This window comes from Micromonospora sp. NPDC002575 (assembly GCF_042889525.1).
GTDB lineage: Bacteria > Actinomycetota > Actinomycetes > Mycobacteriales > Micromonosporaceae > Micromonospora > Micromonospora carbonacea.
The window spans coordinates 25,922-38,605 of sequence record NZ_JBIARA010000007.1 but is presented as its reverse complement, the minus strand read 5'-3'; the positions used below and the strand labels follow the sequence as shown (position 1 = coordinate 38,605).

The window sequence follows — 12,684 nt, the reverse complement described above, 5'->3', positions numbered from 1 at the left end:
TCCGCTACGCGACACGCCGACGCGATCGCACCGCAACCGGCCATTGATCGGACTACCGCGCCGCCTTCTCGTGAGCGGGGCCGCCGGCGGTGAGGTCGAGCCACATGAGGATCTCGTCGCGGTCGTCGCCCGGGGCGACCCGCAGCGCGCCGGGCAGCCGGCCCACCTCCCGGTACCCGAGCCGCGCGTAGAACCGCTCCAGCCCCAACCCGCCCCGCACGGTCACGTGCAGCGCCTCGCGGCCCAGCTTCCGGCCGAGCCGTTCCGCCTCCCGCATCAGCGCCGACCCGTACCCCAGGCCCTGCGTGCCGGGGTGCACCATCACCCGTTTCAGCACGCACCAGTGCGCCTTGAGGTCGAACCGGTTGTCGGCGAAGACCAGCACGGCCAGCGGGCGGTCGCCGTCGTAGCCGACGAGCAGCCGGTCCGGGCCGTCGACGATGCCGGCGAACGCCGCCTCGGCGACGGGTCGGACGTCGGCCGCGGTGACCGGCGGCACGAAGCCGACCGCGCCGCCGGCGTTGGTGACGTCCACCCACAGGGCGACGATCTGTTCGCGCAGTTCGGCGGTGGGGTCGGGGTCGAGGACGAAGCGCAGGCTCACCCCGTCATCCTGGCCCCGCCGCCACCCGGCGGGCGCACGATCGTGACCGGCGCAACAGCCGCGCCGGGTGCCCGCGATCCCGCCGGGATCAGGCGCAGCCCCAGCTCTCCTGGACCTTGATCGTGACAGGGACGCTCTGCGTCTGCACCCCGTCCGACGCCGTCAGCTCCGGCTGATGGACCCCGTACGAAAGCGGCGGCAGGGTCATCGCGATCATGGTGAGCGCGGTGTTGCCGTTGCTCGACCCGGGCGGGATCGGCGCCTGCGGCAGGCTCGTGGTCGTGCCGGCGGGCAGGTTCCGCGCGCCGACCTCGATGGGCGTCGACCACTGCCCGTCGATGGTGATCCAGAAGTACGTCCACCAGGACTGGCCGGCGGGGATGCAGATGCGCTGCCCGATGTCCGTCAGCCGCCAGGTGGCCGCCGTGGTGGCGGTGCCGGACGCGGCGGCCGGCTGGCCGCCGACCAGCGTCAACGCCAGCGCGGTGACCAGCCCGACCGCCAGCCGTACGGTGATGAAGATCGATCGCGACATCGAAGCCTCCCAGGGCGTGCGACGGGTAGCGGCGACCGGCCTCGTCGACGCATCGCCATCTATCAATATGGGCTGCCGGTGTCGGTTCGGCAACCCGCGGGAGGCTGGCATCGGGAGGCCGGCGCCGGAGGGCGGCGGGATGCGACGGGACCGGCCGGAGGCTCGACCGGCCCGTCGACCGCGATGGTGTGCGCGCTGGAACCCGTGGTGCGGGAGAGGGGACTCGAACCCCCACGTCCTCACGGACACAGGAACCTAAATCCTGCGTGTCTACCCAATTCCACCACTCCCGCCTGCCCGAGGAGTCTAGAGGGTTCGGCGTCCCTCGTGTTAGCACCGTCCGGCAGGCGGACCGCCCGGATCCGGGCCCGGATCAGTTGACCGGCACCGGCGCGCCGCCGCTCCCGCCGTGGGCGGGGTCGTGGGCGGGCGCGTTGATCTCGACCGGCGGCGGGAAGCGGGTCACGAAGTCGCACAGCGTGATGTGGGTCGGCCTGATGGTGATCACCGCCATGTCGGTCGTGTGCGCGCGCTTCTGCTGCTCCCAGCCCGGGGCCAGGCTCTTGTCCGCGAACATCCGCCAGGACGCCTTGACGTGCACGTCCGGCACCCCTGGGTGGACCTCGATCGACGCCGTGCCACGCACCAGCATGACGACGGGGGTGTAGTCGGAGACGGTCGGGCCGAGCTGCGCCGCGACCTTGCGCCGCACCTCCGCCGAGTACGTGTCGACGCTGAAGGAGACCTGCGGGTGCGCCGCGATCGCCCGCACCTTGTACGCGGTGGTCGGGCTGGCGAACTGGAACGCCTCGCCGTTCCACAGGTACGCGACCGGCACCGTGCGCGGGTGGCCGTCCAGGCCCACGTAGCCGAGCCGCATCGCGACCGGCGACTCCAGCAACGTCTGGGCCACCGGATCGGTGTTCACCAGGTGCACGATTTCGGCGTAGTCCACAGCTGCCCCTTCCCGCGCGGATACCGGCAGCCGCTTCGTCCCGGTGCCCACGCACGGCGGGGCCCGCGATCCCCGGCGTGACCGGCCGTAGTCTGATCGCTACCAGGAAAGTATCGGCGGCGGGCGACGCCCCGGGCATCTCGCTGCTTGCCGTCGTGGCGCGACCGCTGGGCCGCCCGGCTGGGCGACCCGCACGCCGTGCGGCTGGTCGCTCAGCCGAGCTGGTCGCTCAGCCGAGCCTGTCGCTCAGCCGAGCCTGTCGCTCAGTCGAGGCCGAGGTCGCGGCGCAGCTTGGCGACGTGGCCGGTGGCCTTGACGTTGTAGAGCGCCCGCTCGATCTTGCCGTCGGGGTCGATGACGAAGGTGGACCGGATCACGCCGGTCACCGTGCGCCCGTAGGACTGCTTCTCGCCGTACGCGCCGTAGGCGGTGAGCACCGCCCGGTCGGTGTCGGCGACCAGCGGGAAGGTGATGGCGTCCCGCTCGCGGAACTTCGCCAGCTTCTCCGGCTTGTCCGGGGAGATGCCGACCACCTCGTAGCCGGCGGACCGGAGCGAGGCGAGCGAGTCGCGGAAGTCGCACGCCTGCTTGGTGCAGCCGGGGGTCATCGCGGCGGGGTAGGCGTACAGGATCACCGTCCGGCCGCGCAGGTCGGCCAGGTTGAGGGTCTCGCCGGTGTCGGTCGGCAGGCTGAACTCGGGCGCGGGGTCACCGGGGCTGAGGCGGGCTGGCGCGGTCATGGCCGAACCCTACCGCCGCCCCGGGCTGCCGCGCCGGGCTGCCGCGCCGGGCTGCCGCGCCGGGCTGCCGCGCCGGGCTGCCGCGCCGGGCTGCCGCGCCGGGCTGCCGCGCCGGGCCGCCGCGCCGGGCCGCCGGGCCGACGCCGCCCGCCATGTCGCCGACATCGCGGGATCCCGGGCCGGTGATGGGCCCGTGTCGCCGACATGGCGGGTGTGGCCCGGCCCGGCCCGGCCCCCGCCCGGCCCCCGGCCCCGCGCGACGGCCCCGGCCGGGCCAGTCATCAAAGCCGCGGCCTTGTTGCCAGGGATTGGCAACAGCATGCCACGGCCAATAGGCTGGGCCGAGCCGGCGTGGACGCTCCCGCCGGGCCACCGGGAGGTCGAGTGGAAACCCTGGCGATGCACATTTCCAACGGCATCGTGAACGGCCCGGTCGCCGCCGTCTTCGCCGCGTTCGCCCTGGCCGTGCTGACCCTCTGCGTGCTGCGCGGCCGGCGCGACCTCGACGACCGGCTCGCCCCGATGGCCGGGCTGGTCGCCGCGTTCATCTTCGCCGTGCAGATGCTCAACTTCCCGATCTTCACCGCCGGGGTGAGCGGCCACCTGCTCGGCGGCGCGCTCGCCGCGCTGCTGGTCGGCCCGTGGGTCGGCGCGCTCTGCGTGGCGGTCGTGCTGGTCGTGCAGGCGCTGGTCTTCGGCGACGGCGGGGTGGCGATGCTCGGCCTGAACGTCACCAACATGGCGGTCCTCGGCACCGCGGCGGCGTACCTGCTGATCGCCCTGCTGCTGCGGGTGCTGCCGCGCACCCCGACCGGCCTCGCCGTGACGGCCTTCGTCTCGGCGCTGGTCAGCGTCGTGGTGGCGTCCCAGGGCTTCGTGCTCCAGTACTGGCTGGGCGGCACCACCGACCTGGGCGGCAACCTCGCCGGCCTGGCCGGCACGATGGCCGGCGTCCACCTGCTGATCGGCATCGGCGAGGGCCTGATCACCGCGACCACGGTGGTCACCGTCGCGAAGGTGCGCCCCGATCTGGTGTACGCGCTGCGCGCCCTCAAGCCGGCCGCGCCGGCTCCCGTCGTCCCGGTCGCCGGAGGTGCCCGATGAGCAAGCGTCCCTGGGGTTTCGTCGTCGGCGGGCTGCTGGTCGCCCTGCTGCTGGCCGGCGTGGTCAGCAACTACGCCTCGGCGCATCCCGACGGGCTGGACTCGTCGCTGCTCAAGGGCTGCACGGTCGACGCCGAGGGGGAGATCACGGGCGGGAGCTGCCCCGCCCAGCAGGAGCGCGACCACGAGCTGGCCAACAGCCCGCTCGCCGACTACGGCGTCCGCGGCCTCGACAACGACTTCCTCTCCACCGGCCTGTCCGGGGTGCTCGGCGTGCTGCTCACCTTCGCCGTGGGCGGCGGCGTCTTCTGGCTGCTGCGTCGACGTGGCCCGCAGCCGCCGACCGGCGGCGAGCCGGCCGCCGACCAGCCGGACGACCGGGCCGTCGGGAGCCCGGCCGGCGACGCGTCGCCCGCGACCCGGTCCCGGTAGGCGACCCGACGATGGGGGCCGGTCACGCGCACGTGCTCTACCGGGAGTCGACCTCCCCGGTGCACCGCCTGCCGCCGGAGGTGAAGATCGCCGCGATGGTGCTGTTCACCCTCGCGGTGGTGGCCACCCCCCGCACGGCGTTCTGGGCGTTCGGCGGGTACGCCCTGCTGGTCGCCGCCGTGGCCGCGCTGGCCCGGGTCGGGCCGGGCTGGCTGTTGGGCCGCGCGGCGATCGAGCTGCCGTTCGTGCTCTTCGCCGTCGCGCTGCCGTTCCTCGGCGCGGGCGAGCGGGTCGAGGTGGCGGGGCTGGCCCTGTCCGTCGACGGGCTGCTCGGCGGCTGGAACATCCTGGCCAAGGGCACGCTCGGCGTGCTCGCGTCGCTCCTGCTGGCCGCGACCACGACGACGCGGGACCTGATCGTCGGCCTGGACCGGCTGCGCTGCCCGCAGATCGTCACCCAGATCGCCACGTTCATGCTCCGCTACCTGGACGTGCTGGTCGGCGAGGCCCGCCGGATGCGGGTGGCCCGGGTCTCCCGGGGCGACGACCCGCGCTTCCTGTGGCAGCTGCGCGGCTTCGCCGCCGGGGTCGGCGCGCTGTTCCTGCGCGCGTTCGAGCGCGGCGAGCGGGTCTACCTGGCGATGCTGTCGCGCGGCTACTCCGGCCGGATGCCGGCGGTGTGGCAGGGCGCGGGCGCGGCGAGCGCGGGGCAGTGGCTGGTCGGGGCGACGGTGCCGCTGGTCGCGGCCGGGATCGCCGCGACCGCCGTCGCCCTGACATGATCGGGGACGTGCAGAACCCGGCTCCCCCCTCCCTGGACGTGCGCGGCGTCCGGTACGCGTACCCGGACGGGCACGTCGCCCTGCACGGCGTGGACCTGACCGTGGCGCGCGGCGAACGGGTGGCGCTGCTCGGGCCCAACGGCGCGGGCAAGACGACCCTGGTGCTGCACCTCAACGGCATCCTCACCGCCGCCGAGGGCTCGGTGAGCGTCGGCGGGCTGCCGGTGAGCCGCGACCGGGACACCCTCGCGGAGATCCGCCGCCGGGTCGGGATCGTCTTCCAGGACCCGGACGACCAGCTCTTCCTGCCCACGGTCGCCGAGGACGTGGCGTTCGGCCCGGCCAACCTGGGGCTGCGCGGGGCCGAGCTGGCCGCCCGGGTCGACGAGGCCCTCGCGGCGGTGGGGATGGGCGAGCACCGCGACCGGGCCCCGCACCACCTGTCGTTCGGGCAGCGCCGCCGGGTGGCGGTGGCCACCGTGCTGGCCATGCACCCGGAGATCCTGGTGCTGGACGAGCCGTCGTCCAACCTCGACCCGGCGGCCCGCCGGGAGCTGGCCGAGATCCTGCGCGGCCTGCCGGTGACCCTGCTGATGGTCACGCACGACCTGCCGTACGCGCTGGAGCTGTGCGACCGCTCGGTGATCCTCGACGGCGGGCGCATCGTCGCCGACGCCGACACCCGGGAGCTGCTGGCCGACCGGGAGCTGCTGGCGGCGCACCGCCTGGAGCTGCCCTACGGCTTCACCCCCTGACCGCCTCCGTCACGCCGGGGGCGGGGCGGGGACTCCCCGGGTGGGCGGCGGCGCGGAGGCGGAGCAGGCCCGCCGCCGTGGCGCCGGCCCCCGTGGCCAGGATCAGCACGAGCAGGGCGCGGGCCAGCCCGCCGGGCCAGGGCAGCGGGGGCACCGAGCGGGCGAGGACGGCGACGTTGGTGACCCCGGCGAACAGGGCGAGGCACGCACCGGCCAGCGCGAGGGCGAAGTCGGCGGCCGGGCGGCGGGCCAGCGCGTACCCGCCCGCCGCGAGCGCGCCGAGGCCGGTGAGCAGCGCCCAGATCTGCCCGCCGAGCAGGCCCAGCAGCACCCCGCCGACGCCCGTGGCGCCCGCGTCCAGCTCCCGCCCCACGGTGAACACGACCGCGGCGACCCCGCCCACGGCCAGCGCCGCGCCGGCCACGGCCAGCGCCCGCGCCCCGAGCGGGGTGCCGGCCGCCAGCAGCCCGGCCGAGCCGACGAGCAGGAAGCCGAGCGTGGCCGCCACCCACCAGGGGTAGGCGTCGGGCGGCGGCACCCAGTCGAGGGTGCCCCGGATCTCCACCGGCTCGACGCCGTCGCGCAGCGGCACCGCCCAGTCCCGGACCCGCTGCTCACGGGTCGGGTCGGCGCGCACCACGGCCGGCGGGGCCGACTCCTGCCAGCGGGCCCGCCGGTCGTGCCAGCGGGCCGTCGGCCCGTCGCCGACGCGCCGCCAGTCCGGTGCGGCGGCCGGGTCCGCCTGGGCGGGCAGGGCCGTGTCCCCGGCGAGGGTCCGGTTGAGGTACGTCGCCGGGGAGCGGGCGTTCTCGTAGACCCCGTCCGGCCCGACGCGCAGGTACGGCTCGCCGGTGTAGCCGATCACCTCGATCGGCCGCCCGGTGCGGTTGACCAGCTCCAGCCGCGCCCCGCCCTCCACGACGCGGGCGGTCAGCCCGGGCCGGGCCGGCGCGACGCCGGTCACCTCGGCCCGGTAGTCCGTGCCGTCGGGCGACTCCCCGCCGTGCGCGGCGGCCGGCGTCGCCGTGGCGAGGACGGCGGCCAGCCCGGCGAGCACGCCGACGAGCCGGGCGACGACGGCCGGCCCGGCCGGGCGGCCCGGCCCGGTGCGGCGGGGCGGGGCGGGGGTCACTTGCCGGCCGCCGCCACCGCCGCGGTGAGGCCCGCGGGCGACCGGTCGGCGACCTCCGTGCCGTTGACCTTGACGGTGGGCGTGCCGGTGACGCCCGCCCGGCTCGCGTCGTCGGTGACGTGCTCGGTCCACGCCTTGTACGTCCCGTCGGAGACGCAGGAGGCGAAGTCGTCCCGGTTCAGCCCGACGCCCGCCCCGATGTCGACCAGCTCGTCGTCGCTCAGCCCCGCGCCGCCCTCGGGCGGCTGCTTGGCGAACAGCGCCTTCGCGTACTCCTGGAACTTGCCGCCCTTCGCGGCGCAGCCGGAGGCGGCGGAGGAGCGGGTGGAGTATTCGGTCGTGGAGAACCGGTTGAGGTAGGCCACGGGGTGGAACACCACCCGCGCCTTGCCCTCGCTGACGAGCTGGTCGATCGTCGCGCCGCTGGTCTGCTGGAACTGGTTGCAGGCGGGGCAGAGAAAGTCCTCGTACAGGTCGATGGTGACCGGGCCCGTCCCGTACGCGATGCCGGTGCCGGCCTCGGTCGCGCCCGGCGGGGCGGTGAAGGTGTCGGAGCGCTGGCTGGACCAGACGGCCCAGCCGATCCCGCCGGCGATGACCAGGACGGCGACCGCCACCAGCGACGTCCAGAGGGTGCGCTTGCGCCGGCGCTCCCGGGCGAGCTGCTCGCGGACCACGCGGGCGGCGTTGCGCTGCCCCTTGCGACTACTCATCATCGTCCTCCACCGGTGGGCCCGCGAGCCAGCCGTCGACGGAGACGGGGGTGCGGGGCCAGGTCAGCAGGAACCCGGCCAGGGCCAGGAATCCCAGGTCCCGGAGGATCTCCGGGAGGTAGCTCGGCGTCTGCCCGGCGGCGAGCTGCCCGCCGCTGCCGAAGCAGCCGCAGTCGATGGCCAGGCCGCGCGACCAGGCCGAGGCGATGCCGGCGACGAAGACCACCAGCAGGGCCGCCGAGATCCCGGCCGCCAGGCGGGTGGCCAGGCCGACCAGCAGCAGCGCCCCGAGGGCCAGCTCGACGAAGGGCAGCGCCGCGCCGATCACGGTCGCGACGTCGTACGGCATGACCTGGTAGGCGTTGACGGCGCGCCCGGAGGCGGCCAGGTCACCGACCTTGGCCCCGCCGGCGACCAGCCAGACGGCGGCCAGGCCGAGCCGGGCGGCGACGCCGAGCCAGGGCCGGAGGGCGGCCCAGCGGGCGCCCCCGGTGTGCGATGCGGTCACGGTCATTGGTCGTCCCGGCCCCGGCTGCGGTTCCCCGTCGCGCGGGAGTTCCCGGTCATGCCTGGCGTCTCCGGTCATCCGGCCAGCGCGTCGCCGGCCGACTCGACCAGGTCGTGGCGGGCCCGGGCCACCCGGGAACGGATGGTGCCGACCGGCACCCCCTCCACGGCGGCGGCCTCGGCGTACGACAGGCCGAGCAGCTGGGTGAGCACGAACGCCCCCCGCCGCTCGGCGGGCAGCCGGCGCACCAGGTCGGCGACGCCGAGCTGCCCGGCGGGGTCCGGGTGCGGAAGGTCGGTGTGGGCGTGGCTCGCCAGCCGCTGGGCGAGCCGCCGCCGGCGGACCACGACGCGCAGGTGGTCGGCGCAGGCGCGGCGGGCGATGCCGAGCAGCCAGGTGCGGGCGCTGGACCGCCCCGCGAAGGCGGGCAGCGCCCGGAACGCCCGCAGATAGGTCTCCTGGGTGAGGTCGTCGGCGGTGTCGGGGTCGACGAGCGCGGCGGCGAACCGCCACACGTCGGCCTGGGTGGCCCGGACGAACGCCGCCTGGGCGGCCGGGTCGCCGTCGCGGGCGGCCAGCGCCCAGCCGGTCGCCGGGTCGGGCTCGCGCCCGGCCACCGGGTCGGGGGCACGACCACGCGCCGGGTCGGTGGGACCGTCGGCGGCGGGCTCGCGCGGCGCGGGGATCACGTCAGACCACGGTACGCGGCGTGCCGGCGGCCGGCAGGGTCCTTCGGCCCTTCCAATGACCTGGCACACTCCGGGAACTTTTCCGGTGCGCTGCCCGACCACCCGCTTATGACTTGCGACGACGACGGCGTGGCGCTGTCGGCGCGGCCCGACGGCGAGGACCCGCAGGCGTCCTCGGCGGCGCGCGGGCGGGACGGGCTCGCCGATCGGCCCGTTCATCGGCGAGCATGGCCGGCATGACTGCTGCCAACCTCCGGCCCCCCCGCCGGCTCGCGCGCCTCGGCGCGCTCGCCGGACTGCTGGTCACCGTCGTCGCCCTGCTGCTGGCCCCGGCCACCCCCGCGAGCGCCCACGCGGTGCTGGTGAGCAGCAGCCCGGCCGCCTCCGCCGTGGTGCCGAGCGCGCCGTCCGAGGTGGTGCTGACGTTCAGCGAGCCGGTGCGCAAGGTGGCCGGGAAGATCCGGGTGATCGCCCCGGACGGGGCGCGGGCCGACCGGGGCGAGCCGGCGTTCTCCGACACCGTGGTGACCATCCCGGTGGACCCGTCGGCGGGGCGCGGGACGTACCTGATCAGTTACCGGGTGATCTCGGCGGACAACCACCCGATCTCCGGCGCGTTCACCTGGTCGGTGGGCGCGCCATCGACCCCGCCGACGGACAGCGGGACGGACACCCGGGCCGACCCGGTGGTGGAGACCGGCGTCAAGGTCGCCAAGTACCTGGGCTACGCCGGCCTGCTCCTGCTGGTCGGCCCCGCGCTGGTGCTCGGCGCGCTGTGGCCGCGCCGGCTCGACCGGCGGGGCCCGGCCCGGCTCGCCTGGGCAGGGCTCGGCGTGCTGGCGTTCGCCACGCTGGCCGAGCTGTGGCTCCAGGTGCCCTACACCGCCGGCGGCGGGCTGTTCGACGTGACCGGCGCGGGCCTCGGCGACGTGCTCGGCGGCACGTACGGCACGGCGCACCTGGTCCGGCTCGGCCTGCTCGCGGCGGCGGCGTTCCTGCTCCGCCCGCTGTTCGCCGGGCCGGTGGGGCGCACCGACGCGATCATCCTGGCGATCCTCGGCGGGGCGGCGCTGTTCACCTGGCCGCTGGCCGGGCACCCGGCGGCCTCGCCCGCGCCGGCGGTGTCGGTGGTGGTCGACGCGGTGCACCTGGGCAGCATGGCCGTGTGGCTGGGCGGGCTGGTGATGCTCGGCGGCTTCCTGCTGCGCCTGGCCGACGAGCGGGAGCTGGGCGCGATCCTGCCCGTCTGGTCGCGCTGGGCGGCGCTGTCGGTCGCGGCGCTGCTGCTCGCCGGCACCGTGCAGGCGCTGATCGAGGTGGCCACCCCGGCGGCCCTGGTCGACACCACGTACGGGCGGCTGGTGCTGGCCAAGATCGTGCTGTTCGCGCTGGTGATCGGCGTGGCCGCGTACTCCCGGGCGCTGGTGCGGCGGCGCACCGCCGCGGCCCACCCGACCCCGGTGCGCCGGGCGGTCTGGGTCGAGCTGGCGATCACGGCCGTGGTGCTCGGCGTGACGGCGACCCTGGTGCAGACCCCGCCGGCCCGCAGCGCCGCCGAGGTGGCCGGCACGGCGGACAACTTCTTCACCACCACGCTGTCGAGCCCGCTCTACTCCCTCCAGGTGGAGCTGGACCCGGCCCGGCGGGGCAACAACTCGATGCACCTGTACGCGTACACGTCGGACAACCGGCCGCAGCCGGTGGCCGAGTGGAAGGCGACCGCCGCGCTGCCGTCGGCGGGGATCGAGCCGATCGAGATCCCGCTGCTGCCGCTGACCGACAACCACGCGTCCGGGGAAATCAACCTGCCGGCCTCGGGGGACTGGCAGTTCCGCTTCACCGTCCGCATCTCGGACATCGACCAGGCCACGGTGAGCGCCACCGTGCCGATCCGTTAACGAAAGGTAGTCCCCATGCTCCGTCACCGGCGTTCCGTAACCGCCGCCGCCCTGGCCCTCGGCGTCGCCGCCGTGGTGCTCGCCGTGGCCGCGCCCGCCTCGGCCCACGTCTCGGTCAACCCGAAGGAGGCGACGCAGGGCGGCTACGGCCGGTTCGCGTTCCGGGTGCCGAACGAGAGCGACGAGACCTCGACGACGAAGGTCGAGGTGGTGCTGCCGGAGAACGCCCCGGTCGGTTCGGTGTCGACGATGCCGGTGCCGGGCTGGACGGTGGCGGTGGAGAAGCGCAAGGTCGACCCGCCGGTGCAGGTGCACGGCAGCGAGGTCACCGAGGCGGTTGCCAAGATCACCTGGACGGCGGCCGGGGACGCGGCGGTGAAGCCGGGCCAGTTCCAGGAGTTCCCGGTGTCGATGGGGCCCCTGCCGCAGGTCGACACGATGGTGTTCAAGGCGCTCCAGACCTACTCCGACGGCACGGTGGTGCGCTGGATCGAGGAGCCCACCGCCGGGGCCGAGGAGCCGGAGAAGCCGGCCCCGGTGCTCACCCTGACCGCCGCCGCCCCGTCGGAGGGGGCCTCGGCCCCGGCCTCGCCCGCCCCCGTGGCGGCGGACGACGACGAAGGCTCCGAGGGCGGGGCGGGCCTCGCGTTCGGCGTCGCGGGGCTGGTCGCCGGGCTGGCCGGGCTGGTCCTCGGCGGGCTCGCGTTCGCCCGTACCCGGCGGGGGCCGGCGGCGACGAGCTGATCATCCCGGGATTCCGCCCGTCGGCCCGCCGGTCCCACCGGCGGGCCGGCCCGTTTCCGGCCCCCGTCGTACGCCGTTGCTGCTGATATCGGGCCGATTGCTCCTTTTGCGCCGGTAAGGTCGGCCGGGTACTCAGGCCACGGAAGGGAACGACACGGATGCGAATCGCTCGCGCGCTCGCCGGCATGCTGCTGCTCACCATCGGTATCTCGGCGATGCTGGCCGCAGGCGTGCTCGGCGTCCTGTCCCGGCACGCCGACGCGGCCGGCGGGTTCAGCGTCGGATTCGGGGCGGTGGCCCTCCAGGCGAACGCAGCGGCCGGCTGGTTCCCGGTGGCCGCCTGGCTGCTGGCCGTCCTCGGGGTCGTGCTGGTGGCCTCCGCCGCGTTGCTCCTTCGCCCGGCGCGACCGCGCGAGGTGGTCTTCGTGGTCGAGCCGGACCAGGTCCCGGTGCTCGCCGGCCGGCTCGGGGTGACCTCGCTCAGCGGGCTGGGCGCGCGCCCCGCGCCCGCCCCGGCCGTCCCCGCCGAACGGCAACTGGTCGCCGTGGGGGCGTCGGCCGGGCGTCCCCGGCCCGCGCTGGGGCCGGCGCCGGCCCGCCGCCCGGCCACCCTCGCGGACCTGACCCCGCCGCCGTCGTCGGCTCGCTCGGCATCGTCCGGGCTGGCCCCGTCGTCCGGGCTGGCCCCGTCGTCCGGGCCGGCTTCGTCGTCCGGGCCGGCGTCGTTGTCCGGGCCGGCGTCGTCACCTCTGCCGGGCCCGTCGGCCTGGCCGCCGGTCGCGCCGGAAGCCACCACCCGTCCGGTACGCATCGACCCGCCGCCCCGCCTCCGCCCCGCCGCGCCCAGCGTCCGCCCGCGCTCCTGACCGGCGTTCCTGACCACAACTCTCTTGATCGACGTGCTCGATGGGTATCTTGTATCGGCGTGCATGTGCTGCCCGAAACATGGCCCCTGACCTGCACCGTCAGGTCCGGTCAGATCGCTACGGGTTGCCAGCCCCAGCGTCGGTACATCTGGCGAGCTGTTGCGGCGGGTTGGAGCACGGACGTGGATTCGGCCTCGTGCGCGGTCGAACCGGACATCGGGCCTGTGT

Annotated in this window: 15 protein-coding genes and 1 tRNA gene; 7 read left to right on the top strand and 9 right to left on the bottom strand. The window is 75.6% G+C overall.

The annotated features are described in order from the left end of the window. Positions 1-52: 52 nt before the first annotated feature. The 5 genes from ACFYWL_RS13125 to bcp form a co-directional block, all read right to left on the bottom strand. Entirely contained in the window at positions 53-604 is a 552-nt protein-coding gene (locus ACFYWL_RS13125) for a GNAT family N-acetyltransferase (RefSeq protein WP_386971472.1), read from the bottom strand. Positions 605-692: 88 nt separating this feature from the next. Further along, complete coding sequence (locus ACFYWL_RS13120) at positions 693-1,139, bottom strand: DUF5980 family protein (protein WP_386971469.1); 447 nt, start codon at positions 1,137-1,139, stop codon at positions 693-695. A 205-nt stretch (positions 1,140-1,344) separates the two neighbouring features. Next, a tRNA-Leu gene (locus tag ACFYWL_RS13115) sits at positions 1,345-1,432 on the bottom strand. An 80-nt stretch (positions 1,433-1,512) separates the two neighbouring features. Next, positions 1,513-2,094, bottom strand: coding sequence for a pyridoxamine 5'-phosphate oxidase family protein (locus tag ACFYWL_RS13110; RefSeq protein ID WP_386971466.1), 582 nt, complete (start codon positions 2,092-2,094; stop codon positions 1,513-1,515). Between the two features lie 263 nt (positions 2,095-2,357). After that, complete coding sequence (gene bcp / locus ACFYWL_RS13105; protein ID WP_386971463.1) at positions 2,358-2,834, bottom strand: thioredoxin-dependent thiol peroxidase; 477 nt, start codon at positions 2,832-2,834, stop codon at positions 2,358-2,360. Between the two features lie 384 nt (positions 2,835-3,218). Between bcp and ACFYWL_RS13100 the strand changes: the two genes are divergently transcribed. The 4 genes from ACFYWL_RS13100 to ACFYWL_RS13085 are packed head-to-tail and all read left to right on the top strand — an operon-like array spanning position 3,219 to position 5,906. After that, on the top strand, positions 3,219-3,938 hold the full coding sequence (locus ACFYWL_RS13100) for an energy-coupling factor ABC transporter permease (protein WP_386971460.1): 720 nt from the start codon (positions 3,219-3,221) through the stop codon (positions 3,936-3,938). Continuing rightward, positions 3,935-4,369 carry a PDGLE domain-containing protein gene (locus ACFYWL_RS13095; RefSeq protein WP_386971457.1) on the top strand — a complete coding sequence of 145 codons (435 nt, stop codon included), beginning with the start codon at positions 3,935-3,937 and terminating at the stop codon, positions 4,367-4,369. The genes ACFYWL_RS13100 and ACFYWL_RS13095 overlap by 4 nt, the downstream gene beginning before the upstream one ends. An 11-nt stretch (positions 4,370-4,380) precedes the next feature. Next, positions 4,381-5,151 (top strand): cobalt ECF transporter T component CbiQ, encoded by a 771-nt coding sequence (cbiQ, locus tag ACFYWL_RS13090; protein WP_386971454.1) that lies wholly within the window; start codon positions 4,381-4,383, stop codon positions 5,149-5,151. Further along, positions 5,148-5,906, top strand: a complete 759-nt coding sequence (locus tag ACFYWL_RS13085) for an energy-coupling factor ABC transporter ATP-binding protein (RefSeq protein WP_386971451.1) — start codon at positions 5,148-5,150, stop codon at positions 5,904-5,906. Before cbiQ ends, ACFYWL_RS13085 begins: the two co-directional genes overlap by 4 nt. On the opposite strand, the gene ACFYWL_RS13080 is transcribed toward ACFYWL_RS13085, so the two are convergent. From ACFYWL_RS13080 to ACFYWL_RS13065, 4 genes are all read right to left on the bottom strand, one after another. Next, a complete protein-coding gene (locus ACFYWL_RS13080) occupies positions 5,896-7,038 on the bottom strand; it encodes a hypothetical protein (RefSeq protein ID WP_386971448.1) in 1,143 nt (380 codons plus the stop codon). The genes ACFYWL_RS13085 and ACFYWL_RS13080 overlap by 11 nt on opposite strands. Further along, positions 7,035-7,751: a DsbA family protein gene (locus ACFYWL_RS13075; protein ID WP_386971445.1), complete on the bottom strand. Its 717-nt coding sequence runs from the start codon at positions 7,749-7,751 to the stop codon at positions 7,035-7,037. The genes ACFYWL_RS13080 and ACFYWL_RS13075 overlap by 4 nt, the downstream gene beginning before the upstream one ends. Beyond that, complete coding sequence (locus ACFYWL_RS13070; protein ID WP_386971442.1) at positions 7,744-8,265, bottom strand: MauE/DoxX family redox-associated membrane protein; 522 nt, start codon at positions 8,263-8,265, stop codon at positions 7,744-7,746. The genes ACFYWL_RS13075 and ACFYWL_RS13070 overlap by 8 nt, the downstream gene beginning before the upstream one ends. Before the next feature lie 68 nt (positions 8,266-8,333). Beyond that, entirely contained in the window at positions 8,334-8,948 is a 615-nt protein-coding gene (locus ACFYWL_RS13065) for a sigma-70 family RNA polymerase sigma factor (RefSeq protein ID WP_386971440.1), read from the bottom strand. Between the two features lie 227 nt (positions 8,949-9,175). Here ACFYWL_RS13065 and ACFYWL_RS13060 point away from each other — a divergent pair, with 227 nt between their 5' ends. From ACFYWL_RS13060 to ACFYWL_RS13050, 3 genes are all read left to right on the top strand, one after another. After that, positions 9,176-10,846 (top strand): copper resistance CopC/CopD family protein, encoded by a 1,671-nt coding sequence (locus ACFYWL_RS13060; RefSeq protein WP_386971438.1) that lies wholly within the window; start codon positions 9,176-9,178, stop codon positions 10,844-10,846. A gap of 15 nt (positions 10,847-10,861) precedes the next feature. Further along, positions 10,862-11,590, top strand: a complete 729-nt coding sequence (locus ACFYWL_RS13055) for a YcnI family protein (RefSeq protein ID WP_386971436.1) — start codon at positions 10,862-10,864, stop codon at positions 11,588-11,590. 158 nt (positions 11,591-11,748) lie between these two features. Further along, the gene (locus ACFYWL_RS13050; RefSeq protein ID WP_386971433.1) at positions 11,749-12,456 is read left to right on the top strand and encodes a hypothetical protein; all 708 of its coding nucleotides are present in this window, start codon (positions 11,749-11,751) and stop codon (positions 12,454-12,456) included. Positions 12,457-12,684 lie beyond the last annotated feature (228 nt).

What these genes read in the sequence shown, in the direction of transcription:
- ACFYWL_RS13120 (WP_386971469.1), bottom strand. Translation starts at nt 1,139, where the DNA reads ATGTCGCGATCGATCTTCATCACCGTACGGCTGGCGGTCGGGCTGGTC.
- bcp (WP_386971463.1), bottom strand. Translation starts at nt 2,834, where the DNA reads ATGACCGCGCCAGCCCGCCTCAGCCCCGGTGACCCCGCGCCCGAGTTC.
- ACFYWL_RS13095 (WP_386971457.1), top strand. Translation starts at nt 3,935, where the DNA reads ATGAGCAAGCGTCCCTGGGGTTTCGTCGTCGGCGGGCTGCTGGTCGCC.
- cbiQ (WP_386971454.1), top strand. Translation starts at nt 4,381, where the DNA reads ATGGGGGCCGGTCACGCGCACGTGCTCTACCGGGAGTCGACCTCCCCG.
- ACFYWL_RS13085 (WP_386971451.1), top strand. Translation starts at nt 5,148, where the DNA reads ATGATCGGGGACGTGCAGAACCCGGCTCCCCCCTCCCTGGACGTGCGC.
- ACFYWL_RS13075 (WP_386971445.1), bottom strand. Translation starts at nt 7,751, where the DNA reads ATGAGTAGTCGCAAGGGGCAGCGCAACGCCGCCCGCGTGGTCCGCGAG.
- ACFYWL_RS13070 (WP_386971442.1), bottom strand. Translation starts at nt 8,265, where the DNA reads ATGACCGTGACCGCATCGCACACCGGGGGCGCCCGCTGGGCCGCCCTC.
- ACFYWL_RS13060 (WP_386971438.1), top strand. Translation starts at nt 9,176, where the DNA reads ATGGCCGGCATGACTGCTGCCAACCTCCGGCCCCCCCGCCGGCTCGCG.
- ACFYWL_RS13055 (WP_386971436.1), top strand. Translation starts at nt 10,862, where the DNA reads ATGCTCCGTCACCGGCGTTCCGTAACCGCCGCCGCCCTGGCCCTCGGC.
- ACFYWL_RS13050 (WP_386971433.1), top strand. Translation starts at nt 11,749, where the DNA reads ATGCGAATCGCTCGCGCGCTCGCCGGCATGCTGCTGCTCACCATCGGT.